General features: G+C 68.8%; 19 protein-coding genes. 16 read left to right on the top strand and 3 right to left on the bottom strand.

Annotation, left to right across the window (positions count from 1 at the left end; genetic code table 11):
• Positions 1-403, top strand: a 403-nt coding sequence (locus AC31A1_RS15765) for an antitoxin (protein ID WP_489653921.1), incomplete at its 5' end; no start/stop codon positions are given.
• 25 nt (positions 404-428) lie between these two features.
• Here AC31A1_RS15765 and AC31A1_RS15760 read toward each other — a convergent pair.
• Both AC31A1_RS15760 and AC31A1_RS15755 read right to left on the bottom strand, forming a co-directional pair.
• Positions 429-1703, bottom strand: coding sequence for an MFS transporter (locus tag AC31A1_RS15760; RefSeq protein WP_489653920.1), 1275 nt, complete (start codon positions 1701-1703; stop codon positions 429-431).
• A gap of 114 nt (positions 1704-1817) precedes the next feature.
• Positions 1818-3506, bottom strand: a complete 1689-nt coding sequence (locus AC31A1_RS15755) for a chitinase (RefSeq protein WP_489653919.1) — start codon at positions 3504-3506, stop codon at positions 1818-1820.
• A gap of 387 nt (positions 3507-3893) precedes the next feature.
• Here AC31A1_RS15755 and AC31A1_RS15750 point away from each other — a divergent pair, with 387 nt between their 5' ends.
• The 14 genes from AC31A1_RS15750 to AC31A1_RS15685 all read left to right on the top strand — a co-directional run bounded on the left by AC31A1_RS15750 (position 3894) and on the right by AC31A1_RS15685 (position 15560).
• Entirely contained in the window at positions 3894-4703 is an 810-nt protein-coding gene (locus tag AC31A1_RS15750) for a hypothetical protein (protein ID WP_489653923.1), read from the top strand.
• Positions 4704-4845: 142 nt separating this feature from the next.
• Positions 4846-5559 (top strand): Flp pilus assembly protein CpaB, encoded by a 714-nt coding sequence (cpaB, locus tag AC31A1_RS15745; RefSeq protein ID WP_489653918.1) that lies wholly within the window; start codon positions 4846-4848, stop codon positions 5557-5559.
• Positions 5560-5568: 9 nt separating this feature from the next.
• On the top strand, positions 5569-6819 hold the full coding sequence (locus AC31A1_RS15740; RefSeq protein WP_489653917.1) for a CpaE/TadZ family protein: 1251 nt from the start codon (positions 5569-5571) through the stop codon (positions 6817-6819).
• 6 nt (positions 6820-6825) lie between these two features.
• The gene (locus AC31A1_RS15735) at positions 6826-7230 is read left to right on the top strand and encodes a TadE/TadG family type IV pilus assembly protein (RefSeq protein WP_489653916.1); all 405 of its coding nucleotides are present in this window, start codon (positions 6826-6828) and stop codon (positions 7228-7230) included.
• A 1-nt stretch (position 7231) separates the two neighbouring features.
• The gene (locus AC31A1_RS15730) at positions 7232-7597 is read left to right on the top strand and encodes a TadE/TadG family type IV pilus assembly protein (protein ID WP_329349597.1); all 366 of its coding nucleotides are present in this window, start codon (positions 7232-7234) and stop codon (positions 7595-7597) included.
• A gap of 25 nt (positions 7598-7622) precedes the next feature.
• Entirely contained in the window at positions 7623-8963 is a 1341-nt protein-coding gene (locus AC31A1_RS15725) for a TadA family conjugal transfer-associated ATPase (protein WP_033285200.1), read from the top strand.
• Between the two features lie 10 nt (positions 8964-8973).
• Positions 8974-9915, top strand: a complete 942-nt coding sequence (locus AC31A1_RS15720; protein WP_489653915.1) for a type II secretion system F family protein — start codon at positions 8974-8976, stop codon at positions 9913-9915.
• Positions 9916-9931: 16 nt separating this feature from the next.
• The gene (locus AC31A1_RS15715) at positions 9932-10822 is read left to right on the top strand and encodes a DUF5936 domain-containing protein (RefSeq protein ID WP_489653914.1); all 891 of its coding nucleotides are present in this window, start codon (positions 9932-9934) and stop codon (positions 10820-10822) included.
• 24 nt (positions 10823-10846) lie between these two features.
• Positions 10847-12400 carry a sensor histidine kinase gene (locus AC31A1_RS15710; RefSeq protein ID WP_489653913.1) on the top strand — a complete coding sequence of 518 codons (1554 nt, stop codon included), beginning with the start codon at positions 10847-10849 and terminating at the stop codon, positions 12398-12400.
• Between the two features lie 62 nt (positions 12401-12462).
• Positions 12463-13338 carry a response regulator gene (locus AC31A1_RS15705; protein ID WP_489653912.1) on the top strand — a complete coding sequence of 292 codons (876 nt, stop codon included), beginning with the start codon at positions 12463-12465 and terminating at the stop codon, positions 13336-13338.
• A gap of 160 nt (positions 13339-13498) precedes the next feature.
• Positions 13499-13696, top strand: a complete 198-nt coding sequence (locus AC31A1_RS15700; RefSeq protein WP_489653911.1) for a Flp family type IVb pilin — start codon at positions 13499-13501, stop codon at positions 13694-13696.
• Positions 13696-14301 (top strand): pilus assembly protein TadG-related protein, encoded by a 606-nt coding sequence (locus AC31A1_RS15695; RefSeq protein WP_489653910.1) that lies wholly within the window; start codon positions 13696-13698, stop codon positions 14299-14301. The genes AC31A1_RS15700 and AC31A1_RS15695 overlap by 1 nt, the downstream gene beginning before the upstream one ends.
• A gap of 34 nt (positions 14302-14335) precedes the next feature.
• A complete protein-coding gene (locus AC31A1_RS15690) occupies positions 14336-14917 on the top strand; it encodes a hypothetical protein (protein WP_489653909.1) in 582 nt (193 codons plus the stop codon).
• Positions 14918-14972: 55 nt separating this feature from the next.
• Entirely contained in the window at positions 14973-15560 is a 588-nt protein-coding gene (locus AC31A1_RS15685) for an OmpA family protein (protein WP_489653922.1), read from the top strand.
• A gap of 12 nt (positions 15561-15572) precedes the next feature.
• On the opposite strand, the gene AC31A1_RS15680 is transcribed toward AC31A1_RS15685, so the two are convergent.
• On the bottom strand, positions 15573-15866 hold the full coding sequence (locus tag AC31A1_RS15680) for a GntR family transcriptional regulator (RefSeq protein ID WP_489653908.1): 294 nt from the start codon (positions 15864-15866) through the stop codon (positions 15573-15575).
• Between the two features lie 162 nt (positions 15867-16028).
• Here AC31A1_RS15680 and AC31A1_RS15675 point away from each other — a divergent pair, with 162 nt between their 5' ends.
• On the top strand, positions 16029-16358 hold the full coding sequence (locus tag AC31A1_RS15675) for a hypothetical protein (RefSeq protein WP_489653907.1): 330 nt from the start codon (positions 16029-16031) through the stop codon (positions 16356-16358).
• The last annotated feature ends 3 nt before the right edge of the window (positions 16359-16361 follow it).

Genomic DNA, 16361 nt, shown 5'->3' with positions numbered 1-16361 from the left:
CTCCCCACCCGGGCGCCGGGTCGGTACCGGCACTCCGATCCATGTGCGCCCCGAACACGCCCCGCCCCGCGCCTCCGCCCGCCGGGGCATCCTCGTCGGGGCCACCTTGTCCTCCGGGGCCGATCGTGACGACCATGTCCCTGACCGCGTAAGCCCGTTGCAGCGAGGGGGAACCGTCGTGTTCGACAACCTGGGAGACCTGGGGAAGCTCAAGGACAAGGCCGAGGAGATCGCCGAGGAGCACGGAGACAAGATCGCCGACGGGCTGGAGAAGGCCGGGGATGTCGTCGACGAGAAGACGGACGGCAAGCACAGCGAGCAGATCGACACCGCGGTCGACAAGGCGCAGGACCTGGTGGCGAGGCTCGCCGCGCAGGCCGCGGACGGTGAGAAGAAGGACTGACAGCCGCTGACCAGAGGGTGAACTCTCAGCCCACGGGGTCGAGTTCACCGCTTCCCGTCGGGAGCGTGCGCATCGTGCGGAGCGGTGACAGGAAGTTCGGGAGGACGCTCGCCGTCATTCCCGCCGCGCCGATCCACAGCGTCGCCGTCGCTCCGAACACCGAGCCCGACGTCCCGCCCAGCAGTCCGCCCAGCGGGATTCCGCCCCAGGACACGAAGCGTGCCGTCGCGCTCACGCGGCCCAGGAGCCGGTCCGGGGTGAGGGCCTGCTGGAAGCTCGACTGGGCCACGACGCGGACGACTCCGCCGAAGGAGAGCGAGGCGAGGCCGGCCGCCGCCACGCACACGCTCCAGCCCGGGTGGGCCAACGGCATCAGGACGGTCAGCGGGCACGTCACCAGTGACGCGAGCCAGATGACCCGGCCCTGGCCGACCCACCGGGCGACACGGGTCGCCGACAGCGCGCCCAGCAGGGCGCCGCAGCCCATCCCCGAGAGGACGAGGCCGATACCGGCGGAGTCGAGTCCCAACTCCCGTTCCAGGAAGACCAGCAGCATGGTCTGGTACATCACCAGGAAGAGGTTGAAGATCGCGTCGCTCAGCATGATCGCGCGCAGGGCCGGGTACTTGAGGACGAACCTCAGGCCCTCCTTGATGTCGCGGCCCAGCCGAGACCGCTCACTCGGCCCCAACTCCCGTTCCGGCCGGACTTCTTGCTTGCGGATGCCGAGCGCCAGCAGCCCCGACATCGCCATCCCGGCCGCGCTCACCAACAGCGTCGCGGGCGCGCCCACCCAGCCGACCAGCGGCCCGGCGATCCCCGGCCCGCTGATGCTGGTCACCGAGCGGATCGCCGAGAGCTTCGCGTTCCCCTCGACGAGGTTGTCGCGCCCCACCAGATGCGGCAGGTAGCTGACGTACGCCACATCGAAGAAGACCGTCAGCACCCCATGGACCAACGCGACCGCGTACAGCCACCACACGGTGAGCAGGCCCGCCCACCACGCCACCGGCACCGTCACGAGAACCAGCGCCCGCGCGAGATCGGTGCTGATCATCACCGACCGTTTCCGCATCCGGTCCACCCACGCACCCGCCGGCAGCCCGACCAGCAGCGAACCCGCCGTGGTCATCGCGGTCAGCAGCCCGACCTGGAACTCGTCCGCGTCCAGCGCCACGATGGCGACGAGCGGCAACGCCAGAAAGATGATCCGGTCGCCCAACTGCCCGAGCGCGGTGGCGGCGAACAGCCGCCCGAAGTCCGCTTCGCGGAGAAGTCCGAGCCGCGCGGGCAAAGGCATGGGAGGCACCTGCCGGGAGATCGACGTCATGGATGATCACGTCAACCTAACCCGAGAGATGGGGAGCGCGACCCGACAGCGGCCGCACTCCCCACGCTCCCTGCCTACCGAGTGCTACGGCAACGCGTGCACATGCGCCCCCACCGAGTTCGACCACGAACTCCCCGCGGCCGCGTCCCAGTTCGTCGACCATGTCATCGCGCCCCGCAGGTCGGGGTACGTCTTCGACGGCTTGAAGGTGCCGCAGTTGGTGCCGGCGGTCAGGCAGTCGAGGGCGTTGTTCACGATGGTGGGGGAGACGTAGCCGCTGCCGGCCGCGCTCGTGGAGGCCGGGAGGCCCAGGCCTACCTGGGACGGGGCGAGGCCGCCCTGGAGCTGGATGCAGGCGAGGGCCGTCAGGAAGTCGACCGTGCCCTGGCCGTAGACCTTGCCGTCGCAGCCCAGCATCGTGCCGCTGTTGTAGTACTGCATGTTGACGACCGTGAGGATGTCCTTGATGTTCAGGGCCGTCTGGAAGTACGCGTTCGACGTCGACTGCATGTCGATCGTCTGCGGGGCCATCGTGATGACGAGGGACGAGCCCGCCTTCGAGGAGAGGGACCTCAACGCCTGGGTCATGTAGGTCGCGTTGATGCCGTTCTCCAGGTCGATGTCGACGCCGTCGAAGCCGTACGTCTGCATCAGGGAGTAGACCGAGTTGGCGAAGTTCGTCGCGGATGTCGAGTCGCTCACCGAGATCGTGCCGTTCTGGCCGCCGATCGAGATGACGACCTTCTTGCCGGCCGCGTGCTTGGCCGCGATGTCCGCCTTGAACTGGTCGACCGTGTAGCCGCCGAGGCCGGCCGAGTCGAGCGTGAAGGAGACCGCGCCCGGGGTCGAGGTCGCGTCCGCGAAGGCCACCGCGATGATGTCGTACTGGGAGGAGACGGCCGAGAGCTTCTGGACGGTCGCGCCGTTGTTGAAGTTCTGCCAGTAGCCGGTCACCGCGTGCTTCGGCAGACCGGTGCCGCCATTGCCGCCCGTCGCCGTCGTCGTGCCCGTCACCGCCGTCGACTTCCCCGACTCACCCGCCGAGTTGGTCGCCGTGACCTGGAAGGAGTATGAGGTGGAGGCCGCAAGTCCCGTGATCGTGGCCGACGTTCCCGTCACCGCCGTGATCTTCGTGCCGCTGCGGTAGACGTTGTAGCCTGTCGCCCCCGACACCGCGCTCCAGGCGAGGGAGACCGACGAGGACGTCGTGGAGGACACGGTCAGGCCCGTCGGTGTCGCCGGGACCGTCGGGGCGGGGTCGCTGCCACCGCCGCCGTCCGGGCCGTAGACCGAGATGTCGTCCGCGTAGTACGCGGCCTGGCCGTACCAGCCGTGCGTGTACACCGAGACGGACGTCGTCGAGGCGCCCGTCGTGAACGTCGTCGAGAGCTGCTTCCACGACGTGGTGTCGGGGGTCCACGTCGACACGTCCGTCGTGCCCGTGCCCGTCACGCCCAGGTAGGAGTAGCCGCCCTGCACCCACGCGCTCAGCGTGTACGTCGAGTTGGGCTTCACCGCCACCGACTCGCCGCACTGGGCGTTGTCCTGGCCGGCCGGGGTGGCCTTCAGGGCCGCCGCGCCGCTGTGGACCGGGGACGAGACGGTCGTGCCGCTGCCCGCCGTACAGGTCCAGTTGGTCAGGCCCGACTCGAAGCCGGCGTTCTTGGCGTTGTTGATGTCGGCGGCGGACGCCTGGCCGGTGCCCGCGAAGGAGAGAGCGAGGGCGGCCATGGCGACCCCGGCCCACAGACGTCTGTTCCTGAGGACGGGCATGCCTGGTGCGCGGTCCACTGATGCCTCCGGTGGGGGAGTTTGGAGGGGATGTGACTGTGACTGTGCCGACGGTGGCCACCGCTGGGAGTCCCAGAGTTGGTCCAGACCAATCTGATGTCAAGAGGTCCAGACCAACTTCGCCGACACTGGTCTCGGTACTCGCGTCGCGATCGGATGCGCGACCTGCCCCGATTTGGCGTGTTGTGTGCGACGACAGTTGCCGCACAGCTACAGAAACGCTGTTCTCCGGTCACAGGGGCGTGGTTACAGTGCTGAGGTAGTCACGCAGTGAAGTCGACTCGGTGTGCCGGAGTAATGCCGGTGGGCCAACAGGCGTGAGACGGGGAGCTGCGCGTGCCAACTGCCATTGCCGTGACCAGCGCCGACATGGCGCTGCCGCCACAGGACGAACGGACCCTGCCCGCCGTCGTCCTGCGGGACCTCGATCAACGACCGCTGGACCAGGCGCTGTCGGAGATGCAGGCCCTGATCGACCAGCACGGGCATGTCGTCGTCGTGTCCTCGCAGGCCGTGTCCGAGGGCGTCGACCGACGGCTGCACACGATCCGGTCCATCCTGGAGAGCGACCGGATCGCCCTGTTCCGTCCGAATCTGCCCCCGCTCGGACTCGCCGTCCTGGCCCGGCAGTTGAGGCAGCTGGCGTCCTGTGACCTCAGTCCCGGCGTGCTCGCCTCGGCGGGCCGGCTGCTCACGCACTACATCCACGCCGGCGCGCTCCTCGGCTCCGTCACCAAACTGGACCGGGTCCCCGTCGGCCTCAAGTCGCACGCCAAGTCCTGGGTGCCCGGCAGCCAGTTCGCCGTGATCGCCCACCCCGAGCCGCAGTTGGTCCGGGTCGGCCCCGGAGTCGCGCTGGAGGGGCCGGAGTTCGGTACCTGGATGCTGGTCGCCAAGGGGCAGCTCCAGTCCGACTGGATCGGCACCACCCTCGCCCCGGCGTGGAACGCGATGGGGCTGCGCGAGGCCACCCTGCCCGCCGAATCGGTGACTTGGTGGGGTACGAACAAGCTGATCGAGTTCTGTACGTATCTGCCCGACCTGTCGGTGCTGTACCAACTGGTCACCTCTGTACGGCAGTCCGTGTGCCACTGGTGCGGCATCGACGTCATCGGCGACCGTTGTGTCTTCTGCTCCGCCACACCGCCCGTTCACGAGAACCAAACATCGAGCGGATAAGTCCTCAACACACAGGACACGCTTACAGCACACGATTCGCTCGGCCCGGTCCGATCTCTCTCGATCTCGCTCGATCCGGTCCGATCCCGCTCGATCCGCTCATTTCCGCTCGACCGATATCCCCAATGAGGTTGTACGGTTCATGAACTCCCGTCAGCGCCGCGGCGTGATACTCCTGCTCCTGTCGGTGATCTGCGCCCTCGGCGCGTTCGCCGGCGTCCTCTCCGTCATCCGTGACGTGAAGTCCAAGGTCGGTCCCGAGGTCACGGCGTACCAGGTCAAGGACAACGTGGCGCCCTACACGGCCCTCACCGCCGCGCAGTTCAAGAAGATCGAGATGCCCAAGCGGTGGCTGTCGGACAACGCCGTGACCGATCTGAGGCAGATCACGGGCAAGATCGCCGTGACCACGCTGCGCCAGGGCTCCCTGTTGCAGACCGACATGATCGTGGACCAGCCGGCGCTGAAGCCCGGGCAGCAGGAGGTCGCCATCATGATCGACGCGGCGACCGGCGTCGCCGGCAAGATCACACCGGGCTCCACGGTCAACGTGTACGCCACCTTCGCGGGCCAGAAGGAGGGTGACCCCGACCAGTCCAAGATCATCGTGACCAACGCGAAGGTCATCGACGTCGGCCACATCACCGCCCTCGACCCCGGCAGCAACAGCGACAAGAACCAGCGGACGTCCACCGACGGCGTGCCGATCACCTTCGCGCTCTCCACGCTCGACGCCCAACGGATCACCTACGCCGAGTCGTTCGCCGAGCGGGTGCGGCTCGCCCTGGTGGCACCAGGCGGCGATACGACCGTGCCGGAGCAGGACCGGACGTACGAACTCGCGAAGGACAAGTGAGAGGCCCGCATGCCCACCAGGATTCTTCCGGCGGTCGGAGACGCGGACGCCATCCGCGCCATCACGACCCTGCTCAGCCAGCTCCCGGACGCCGACCCGGTGGCCCCGGTGGCCGACTCGACGCAGCTCATCGACACCCTGGCCCGGCTCGCCGCCGAGTCCGTCGACGAACTGCCCGAGGTCGTGGTGGTGCATGAACGCATCGGTCCCGTACCGGCGTTGGAGCTGGTCCGCGAGGTCGCGCTGCGCTTCCCCGCGGTGGGCGTCATCCTCGTCACCACCGACGCCAGCCCCGGCCTCTTCCAGGCCGCCATGGACTCCGGCGCCCGCGGGCTCATCGCCCTCCCGCTGAGCTACGAGGAGTTGGCCAACCGCGTCCAGGCCGTCGCCGCCTGGTCGGTGGGCGTACGGCGTCATCTGGGCCACGGCGGCGACGTGTTCACCGGTGTCGGCGGCACCGCCGTCACGGTCAGCGGCTCCAAGGGCGGGGTCGGCGCCACCCTCGCCGCGATCCAACTCGCCCTCGCCGCCCAGGCGTCGGGCCGCAGCGTCGCGCTCGTCGACATGGACCTCCAGACCGGCGACATCGCCTCCTACCTGGACGTCCAGTTCCGCCGCTCCGTCGTCGACCTCGCCGCGATCACCGACATCTCGCCGCGCGTGCTGGCCGACGCCGTGTTCCGGCACGACACGGGCATCGCGCTGCTGCTCGCCCCCGGCGAGGGCGAACGCGGCGAGGAGGTCACCGACCGGGCCGCCCGCCAGATCGTCAGCGCCCTGCGCTCCCGCTACGAGGTCGTCGTCATCGACTGCGGCGCCCAGATGAGCGGCGCGAGCGCGGCGGCCGTCGAAATGGCCGACATAGCCCTGCTGTTCACCACCCCGGACGTGGTCGCCGTACGCGCCGCGAAGCGCACCGTCCGCATGTGGGACCGGCTCCAGATCCGCAAGGCCGAGGAGACGACCATCGTCGTCAACCGCTACACGCGCGGTACGGAGATCCAGCCGGCGCTCATCCAGCGCATCACCGGCACGACGGTCGCCGCCACCGCGATCCCCGCCAACTTCAAGGAACTCCAGGGCGCGGTGGACGCGGGCCGGCTGCACGAACTCGACAACAAGAGCGTGGTGAAACAGGCCCTTTGGGGTCTCGCGGGCGAACTCGGACTGGTCAAGGTCCCCGAAGTCGCCCAGAAGAGCGGGCGGTTGCGGGGCGGCGGAGATCGTGGCTCGGTGAGCTTCCGGCGCCGGAGAGAGTGAACGGGGATGCGTATGTCTTTGATCTCTGCGCACGGGCGGGACAGGGGCCGGGACCGGGGCCAGGTCACCATCGAGTTCCTCGGCATGACCCCGCTGATCATCCTGACGCTGGTGCTGATGTGGCAGTTCGTGCTGGTGGGGTACACCTTCACGCTCGCGGGGAATGCTGCGGACGAGGCGGTACGGGCGGGGACGGCCGCCGCCCCGGGAGACCGGGAGGCCGGTTGCGAACAGGCCGGCCTCGACAAGCTGGACGGTGCGTGGAAGGGGGACGCCACGGTGACCTGCCAAGGCACGGGTTTCGTCACGGCCGACGTCGACCTCAAGGTGCCCGTCCTCTTCCCGGGCGCGATCGGCTTCCCCTTCACGGTGCACGGCCACGCGGGCGCCGTAGAGGAGGCGAAGGACTGAGATGCGGAAGGACAGGAGGGAGAAGGGGAGGCGGGACCGTGGCCAAGTCGCCATCGAGTACCTCGGGTTCATCCCGGTCCTGATCCTCGTCGCCATGGCGGGAGTGCAGCTCGGGCTGATCGCGTACACCGCGATCCAGGCCGGTACGGCGGCCAGGACCGGGGCGCGCAGTGCCTCGCTGGAGCAGAACTACGCACAGGACTGCAAGGACGCGGTCAGCGGATTCCTGGCGGGCGGCACCAGTTGCAGCCGGGCCGACCTGGGCAGGTCCGTCCAGGTCACCTCCACCGTGAACATCCCGTCGATCGTGCCCGGTTGGGACTTCGGCACGGCCAGCAAGACCGCCACCATGCCGCTCGACCACTGAACGCGGAGCAAGGAGCACAGCACTCATGGGCCTGCGGGAACGAGTCAACCATCCCGAGGAGAACGGCCATCGGGGCGAGGACGGCCACATGGTCGCCTCGTACCGCGCCAAACTCCTGGAGGAGATCGACCTCGCGGAGATGAGCGCGCTGGCCGCCGCCGAACGACGGGCCCGGCTGGAGCGGGTGCTCGGGCACATCATCAGCCGTGAGGGACCGGTCCTCTCGACCGTCGAGCGCTCGCAGTTGATCCGCCGGGTCGTCGACGAGGCGCTCGGCCTCGGCATACTCGAACCGCTCCTCGAAGACGCGTCGATCACCGAGATCATGGTGAACGGCCCGGACGCGATCTTCGTGGAACGCGGCGGCCGGGTCGAGCAGTTGCCGCTCCGCTTCCCCTCGCACGACCAGCTGATGCAGACGATCGAGCGGATCGTGTCGACGGTCAACCGCCGCGTGGACGAGTCGAATCCGATGGTCGACGCGCGACTGCCGTCCGGCGAACGCGTCAACGTGATCATCCCGCCGCTGTCGCTGACCGGCGCCACGCTCACCATCCGCCGCTTCCCGCGCTCCTTCACGCTCCAGGAGATGGTCGGCTTCGGCTCGCTGGACGAGCACATGCTGTATCTCCTCGCGGGCCTGGTGCACGCGAAGTTCAACATCATCGTGTCCGGCGCGACCGGCACCGGCAAGACCACGCTCCTCAACGCGCTCTCCGGCCTGATCCCGGAGACCGAGCGCATCATCACCATCGAGGACTCGGCCGAACTCCAGCTCCAGCAGTCGCACGTGATCCGCCTGGAGGCACGCCCGCCGAACGTGGAGGGCAAGGGCCAGGTCACGATCCGCGACCTGGTGCGCAACTCGCTGCGCATGCGCCCCGACCGGATCGTCGTAGGAGAGGTCCGAGGCGGCGAATCCCTCGACATGCTCCAGGCGATGTCGACCGGCCACGACGGCTCCCTCGCGACCGTCCACGCCAACAGCGCGGAGGACGCGCTGATGCGCCTGAAGACGCTGGCGTCCATGTCCGAGGTGGAGATCCCCTTCGAAGCCCTCCACGACCAGATCAACAGCGCCATCGACGTCATCATCCAGCTCACCCGCTTCGCCGACGGCGCCCGCCGCATCACCGAGATCGCCCTCCTCGACAGCCACGGCAGCGAGCCGTACCGGCTGGCGACGGTGGCCCGCTTCAGCCCGCAGCCCATCTCCGCCGACGGCCGGGTCTACGGCACCTTCGAGTACTTCCCGCTCTCCCGCCGCACCGCCGACCGGCTCTACATGGCGAGCCAGCCCCTGCCGCAGGCCTTCGGCGTCGCCCACACCGCGGAACAGCTCGCCCTCAGAGAAGCCAGTAGGTAGGGACCGACCCATGGATCTCCAGACGATCGTCACGCTCACCACCGGCGTCACCCTGCTGACCTGTGTCCTGGGGGTCGCCGGCGTGCACGCCTACGCCACCGGCAAGGCGCAGCGCGCGGCCCTGGTCGACCGCCTCTCCTCGACCGGCCAGATCCAGGTGGGCCGCGTCCGCCGCTTCCGCGACCTGGACCGCAGACTGCGCCGTACCCGGCTCGGCCGGCAGCTCGAACTGCGCCTTGCGGCAACGGGGTTGGACATGACACCGGGCGAGTTCTTCGTCTACATGCTGGCCACGGTGGCGGCCCTCTGGCTGATCGGACAGGCCTCGCTCGCCCCCTTCTTCGGGCCGATAGCAGGCCTGTTGGGCATCGGGGTGGCGATCCAGTTCCTCAACTGGCAGCGCCAGAAGCGCATCGAGAAGTTCATCAACCAACTCCCCGAACTGGCCCGCATCATGGCCAACGCCACCCACGCGGGCCTGGCGCTGCGCACCTCGATCAGCATGGCGGCGGAGGAACTGGAGGCACCGGCCGGGGAGGAACTCGCCAAGGTGGCCAACCAGTTGGCGGTAGGAGCCTCCATGGACGACGCGCTGAGCGAACTGGCGGACCGCCTCCCGTCCCGCGAACTCGTCGTCCTGGTAACGACGTTGGTGCTCTCGAACCGGGCGGGCGGCCAGGTGGTCAGCGCCCTGCGCAACCTCACGGAGACCCTGGAGGAACGCAAGGAGACCCGCCGCGAGGTCCGCACCCAGCTCTCCCAGGTCAACATGACGTCGTACGCCGTTCCGGTGATGGGCGTGGGCGCCCTCTTCCTGATGAACGGCGTCAAACCCGGTGCCCTGGACCGGATGACGGGCTCCCCGATCGGCCAGGCCTGCGTGATCATCGCGTTCGGGCTGTACGCGGTCGGCTTCGTCCTCATCCGCCGCCTGTCCCGCATCGACGTCTGAGGGGAGGAGAGCAGACATGGTGGCACTCGTCCTCGGACTGGTCATGGGCCTCAGCGTGTGGGGCGTCTTCGCGGGTATCCGCATGTACCGCGCCGACGCGAAACTCCCCAGCGACCTCGTCCTGGCCCTGGAGGTCGGCTCGACTCGCACCGGCGCGGTCGACTCCCTCATCGACCGCATGGGCATGCGCTACGCCCCGATGGTGCTGCGCCTGATGGGCCCGAAGCTGGTCGCCAAGTACCGCCGCAAGATAGACCTCGCGGGCAACCCCGGCGGCCTGACCATCGACCGCTACGCGGCCCGCCGGGCGGTCTACGGCTTCCTCGGCGGCTTCGGCGGCCTGCTGATGCTGCTCGAAGGGCACTACATCGTCGCCGTCATCCTGTTCGCCTTCGGCGCGTTCTGGACGGAGGTCGGCATCTGGTCGGCGATCCGCATCCGCAGGGACGTGATCGAACGGACCCTGCCCGACTTCCTCGACGTGCTCGCGGTGGTGGTGAGCGCGGGCCTGGGCTTCCGCCAGGCGCTCGACCGCGTCGCCTCGAAGTACGAGGGCCCGTGGGCGGACGAACTCCGCATCACCCTCCGCCAGATGGACCTCGGCATGAGCCGCCGCGCCGCCTTCACGGAACTCCGGCGACGCAACGACAGCGAGCAGGTCGCCATGTTCGTCACGGCGTTGCAGCAGGGGGAGGAGCTGGGCGCGCCGATCGTCGACACCCTCGTCTCCCTGGCCAAGGACATGCGCCGCACGGACGCGCAGAACGCCCGCCGCAAGGCGGCCCGCGCGGTCCCCAAGGCCACCATGATGATCACCACGTTCATGGTCCCGGCCACGATGCTGCTCCTCGGCGCGGGCCTTCTCCTCGGCTCCGGCACGGACTTCAGCACGATCACCGGCAAGTAGGGACGGACGGGGGCGACTTGAACGATGGCGACGACGGACGAACGCGAACGTACGGGACTGCTACGACGCCGCCCCAGACCACCGGAGATCACGACACCACCGGCCGGGACGGTGCTGCCGGATCATGTGCGGTCGGGGGCGACGGATATTCCGGTGACGACGGTGACGCCGGCGCTGCCGGAGGGATGGGCGCCGGCGCGGGCGAGGTTGTCGGGGGTACCGGCACCGCCGCAGCAGCCGGGTATGGAACGGCTGGCCGCCGACGGCGAGGGCGCTCCACAGGGGCCACCGGCACCTGACGACGATGGCCGCACGGGCGGTGCGGGTGGGAGCAAAATCCCGGCCGAAGGCCGGGAAGTGGCCCTCCCCATCCAGATCAGCGCCCTACAGGCAATGTGCAGGCAGGTCTTCGGCTTCCGCCTGGCGATGATCGCCCTCGCGGCCCCCTCGGCCCTGGTCAACGCCACCCCCGGCGTAGCCACCCGCCTGGTGGGCGCAGCCGTAGTAGTCACGTTCATGGCCTCCTACGTCCTCTTCAGAGACTGGGAACGCTTCGGCCCCCTGCTCCTGCGCCACCCCTCCCTCCTGGCCGTGGACACCCTCTTCGGCTCCCTCCTCCTGATCTCGGCAGGGCCCACCAGCACGCTCGCCTACGTCAGCGTCTGCACCCCCCTCCTCGCCGGCATCGTCTACGGCTGGCGAGGCGCCGGCTGCTTCGCGAGCCTCCAGGCGGTGATCCTGGTGCTGGCGCAGACCGCCGCGGCGGACGCCCACAGGGCGGTGGCGCAGAGCTTCCTGCTCCCCGGCCTGTGCGTGATCGCCGGCGCGGTGGGGGTGACCCTGCGCAACCTGATGCTCCGCTTCGGCGAAGCCACGACGGCGTTGACGACGGTCCAGGCCCGGCTGGCCGTAACGGAGGCGGTGGGAGCCGAACGAGCACGGCTGGCAAGGGAGTTGCACGACTCGGTGGCGAAGACCCTGCACGGCGTGGCCCTCGCGGCGGACGGCCTGGCGGGCTCGGCGGGCGCGGACCACATGAACCCGACGCTGATCCGACAGCAGGCGGAGCTGGTGGCCCGCTCGGCACGCAGGGCGGCGGCGGAATCCCGTGAACTCCTGGCGGACCTGCGGCGCGAGTCCAACCCGGCCGAGGGCACGGACGTACTGGTGGAACTGGCCGCCCGCACAAGGGACTTCAGCACCAGGACCGGGCTGCCCACGAGTTACCGCCCGACCGGCGAACACGGCGTACCGCCGGTTCCGCCCGCCGTGGCCCGCCAGCTCCTCACCATCGCGACGGAAGCGATGGAGAACGCCCACCGCCACGCGACCCCCACGAAGGTCGACGTGGAGGCCGGGGTCCACGACAGCCTCCTCCGTATCAGCGTCTACGACGACGGCCGCGGCCTGCCGCCCGGCACCACCCTCGAACAGCTGCGCAGGGCAGGCCACTTCGGCCTGGTCGGCATGGTCGAACGGGCCGCGTCGGTCGGCGCCCGCATCCGCATCGGCCGGGGCGGCCACGACGCGGGCACGGAGGTCCGCCTGGAACTCCCGCTGGGAGCCCTGACGACGTAACGACGTAAAAACCCATCCCCCCACCCGTACAAGCGACTTGAGAGACCTGAGAGGAGGCAGCCATGCCGGACCAGACGACGCCCCACCCCGGCGCTCCCCAGCCGCCACCGAACCCGTTCGCCAACTTCCCGCAACCGGCCCCGACTTCAGCCCTCCGGGTCGTCGTGGCCGACGACAACCCGGTGGTCCGGGCGGGCCTGACGGCCCTGCTGTCGGGCCGCGCGGACATCACGGTCGTAGCGGAGGCGGCGGACGGCCGGGAGGCGTACGAGGCGGCCCACTTCCACCGCCCCGACGTGGTCCTCCTGGACGTCCGCATGCCGGGCGTGGACGGCATCTCGGCGCTGCCGTACCTGGTGCGGATCGCGCCGGTCGTGATGCTCACGTACAGCAGTGAGTCGGAGATCGTCCAGGAGGCGCTGCGGCGCGGGGCGGGCGGTTATCTGGTCCACGGCGAGTTCACGGCGGACGAACTGGTCGCCGCCGTAAGGGACATCAGGCAGGGCAGGGCCCATTTCACGCCATCGGCGGCGGGCGCACTGCTCGCGCAGCTGCGACAGGAGCGGACAGGCCCCTCCCTGCCCGAGGGCCTGGGCTCATACGACTCTCAACTAGGTGCGGCTGCAAACGGAACAAAGCCTTCGGTGGCCCATCCCCAGCCGAATTCACCGCATGCCCTTTCGCAATTGCAACCATCCGTGAGACAGTCATCCTTGGACAGGTCACGGTTCCAACTGAGCGCGAGGGAGGCGGAGATCATGGACCACATCGCGTCCGGCATGACCAACCAGCAGATCGCCGCCACCTGCTTCATCTCCGAGAAGACCGTCAAGAACCACATCAACCGCATCTTCGCCAAACTCCACAGCACCAGCCGCTCCGAGGCCGCGGCCAAGTGGCTTGGTACGGCGCCGGGTTCGGCCCGAGGACTGGGGTGACCGGTGACGCGGCGACGGGGGACCCGACTGAACTCCATTTGGGCCCGATTTTGGGCCCTGGGGCCCTCTGGCGTACCCGTAGTTCGGGCATACCGTTCTCATGTCGAAAGCGGCACCGGCGACGAGGAAGCCGGGATCGAGTCTCTCGGAGGGGAACACCATGAGCAACTGGATCAACACCACCGTGACGTACCTTCAGGCCCGCGCCGCCCGCAGCGACAAGGGGCAGACCGCGGTGGAGTACCTGGGGATCATCGCTGTGGTGGTGGCGATCGTGCTGGCGATCACGGGTACGTCCATCGGCCAGTCGATCCTCGACGCGATCAACAACAAGATCTCCGAAGTCACCGGCGGCTGATGCGGCGCCGTAGGTACAGCGACGCAGGGCAGGCCTTCCCCATCTACATCACGGTGGTGGCGGGTCTGCTCTTCCTCGCGTTCGCCTACGTCGCGGTCGGCCAGGCCGCGGTGAACCGGAGCGGTGCTCAGACTGCCGCCGACGCGGCGGCGCTCGCGGCGGCCCAGGACACCCGGGACCAACTTGCAGGCGTGTGGAAGCTGGACGTACTCGACCCGACCAAGTGGCAGGACATCTTCGACGGCATCGCGGAGGGGCTTACCCCCTCGTGCGGGCGTGCCGACGAGCTCGCGGGGCAGAACGACGCCGGTGTGGACAGCTGCACACAGACGGAGCCCCTGAGCTTCACGGTCGCGGTCAAGACCAACAAGCCGGTCGGAGATTCGATCGTCCCGGGCACGGAGGACAAGTACTCGACAGCCCATGCCACCGCCGTGATCGAGCCGCTCTGCACGTTCCAACTCCCCGGCGAGGGCGCCGGGGACAACGTGCTGCCGAAGCTCACCTGCAAGGACGGCAAGGACTGGGATCTGGACCCGCTCCATCTCACCGATCTGGATCTACCGGGACCCGAGGACCTCTTCGACGTCCACCTGGCCGACTGACAAGCGAACGACGAGTGATGAGGGAAGCAGAGTCATGAGCATTCGGTTCACTTCGACGGCCCGCAGGGGGATGGTCGCCATGGCTGTCGCGGCCGGTCTGGCCCTCGGCGTGGCCGGCTGCGGGGGTGGCGGCGACGACAACAAGAAGCCGGACACGCCGGCGTCGGCCTCCAAGAGCGGTGGATCGGATCCGAGTGCTCAGGAGGGCCAGTCGGACGCGCCCTTGGCCGAGGTGAAGGGCTCGAACGGGCTGATCCTGGACATCACTTCGGCCACACGGGACTCCGGCGGCTTCGTCACGGTGAACGGCACTCTGAGGAACGACGCGGACAAAAGCGTCGTGGTCCCGGCGGCGTTGAGCGGCAACGAGACCGAGGTCATCAGGAACGGTCCGTCGCTCGGCGGCGCCACGCTCGTCGACTCGAAGGGCAAGAAGCGCTACTACGTGCTGCGCGACACGGACGGCCGCCCATTGACGACGACCGGCTTCACGACGATCAAGTCGGGCGACGAACTGGCCGTCTTCATGCAGTTCCCGGCGCCGCCGACGACCACGACCGAGGTCTCCTTCGAGCTACCGACGTTCGCCGTCGCCACGATCAAGATCTCCGGATGAGGCGGCCGTGACCACCACTCCCCGTCTCGCTCTGGTCGTGACCGCCGCCACGATCATGGTCGCCGCGAATATCGTCGGCGCGGTGGCGGCGCACGCCGACGATACCCCGAGCCCGAGCGTCCCACCGGGCACCGAGGCCTCGGCCTCCGCCCCGGTGCAGGTCGACCCGAACGACCCGGACCTGAAGCTCCCCGAAGGTGCGACGCTCGCCGACCCCAAGGTCCTGGACATCAAGTCCGTCGTGGAGGACCAGGGCGGTGAGGAACGCCGTGAGGACACCAACTCGGACGTGACCTTCGCCCTCCAGGCCGAGGTCCTCTTCAGCAAGGACAGTTCCAAGCTGAGCGCCGAGGCGAAGTCCCGTATCGACGCGATCGCCGAGGAGATCAAGAAGCAGAACGCGTCGACGGTCCGCGTCTTCGGCTTCACCGACAACCTCGGCTCGTCCGCACACGGCGACATCCTCTCCAAGCAGCGCGCCGACGCCGTACAGGCAGTCCTGGACTCGGACTTGAACAACCCGAACATCACCTTCGAGGTACGCGGCTACGGCGAGCAGTACCCGATCGCCGACAACTCGACAGAGGCCGGCCGCAAGAAGAACCGCAGGGTCGAGGTGACGTTCCCGCGCACGGAGAGCTGACGTGGACGGCCGTCAGTCGGTGCTCTCGATCTCGGCGGGGGCGTCGGCGGACGGCTTGTCAGCGCGGACGAAGGTGCCCTTGATGGGGACAGTGATGACAAGGCCTTGATCGCGAAGGTCCCGAACAGCCCGGCGGACGGTGTTGACGGCAACGCCGTATTGCTCGGCGAGGTCACGTTCGGCCGGAAGTCGGGCTCCCTCGGGTAAACGCCCAGAGCGGATCTGCTCGGCGATGTGATGCACGACCTGTAGATACACGTAAACATGACTCGTCGGGTCGGGTCTCCACTCGCGGTCATCAACCATGCCTGCAAGCTAAGGCGCCTCGTAGCGGCCTACCACATGCGGGTGCAACCGTATGCTTCCTATTGCTACCTAACGCTTCCTAAGGCAAAATGCACGACAGCACAGACCCCGGCGGCCTGGCAGGGCCCCGGGGCATGGCCAACCTGAAGGAAGCAGGTCGACATGCACGACCTTATCCGCCGCCTCGCCGCATGGCTGAGCCGCCTGCTCGCCCCCGGCACGGGAACTCATCGCGCCGGCACGCGCCCCATCGCCGTACCGGCGGCGCCCTTCGGGCGTTCCTCTCTCTCGCTTCCCGCCCACCGCTCCAGCTACGGGCTCGACGTCCCCCTCGACGGCAGCGAAGCTCACCTGGTCCGTCCCTACCTCGTCGCCCACGAGCGGGAACTCGTCCATCGGCGGTGTCGGCGCCTCGCGGTCGTGGTGGCCGCCGACTTCGGGATCGAACTGGACCGGCATCCGGTCGGTGCGACGGAGGCGGCAGCGTGGTGAGGC

This window comes from Streptomyces sp. P5F9 (assembly GCF_057961495.1).
Note: the sequence above shows the minus strand (reverse complement) of the source record. Positions and strands in the feature narration are given on the sequence as shown.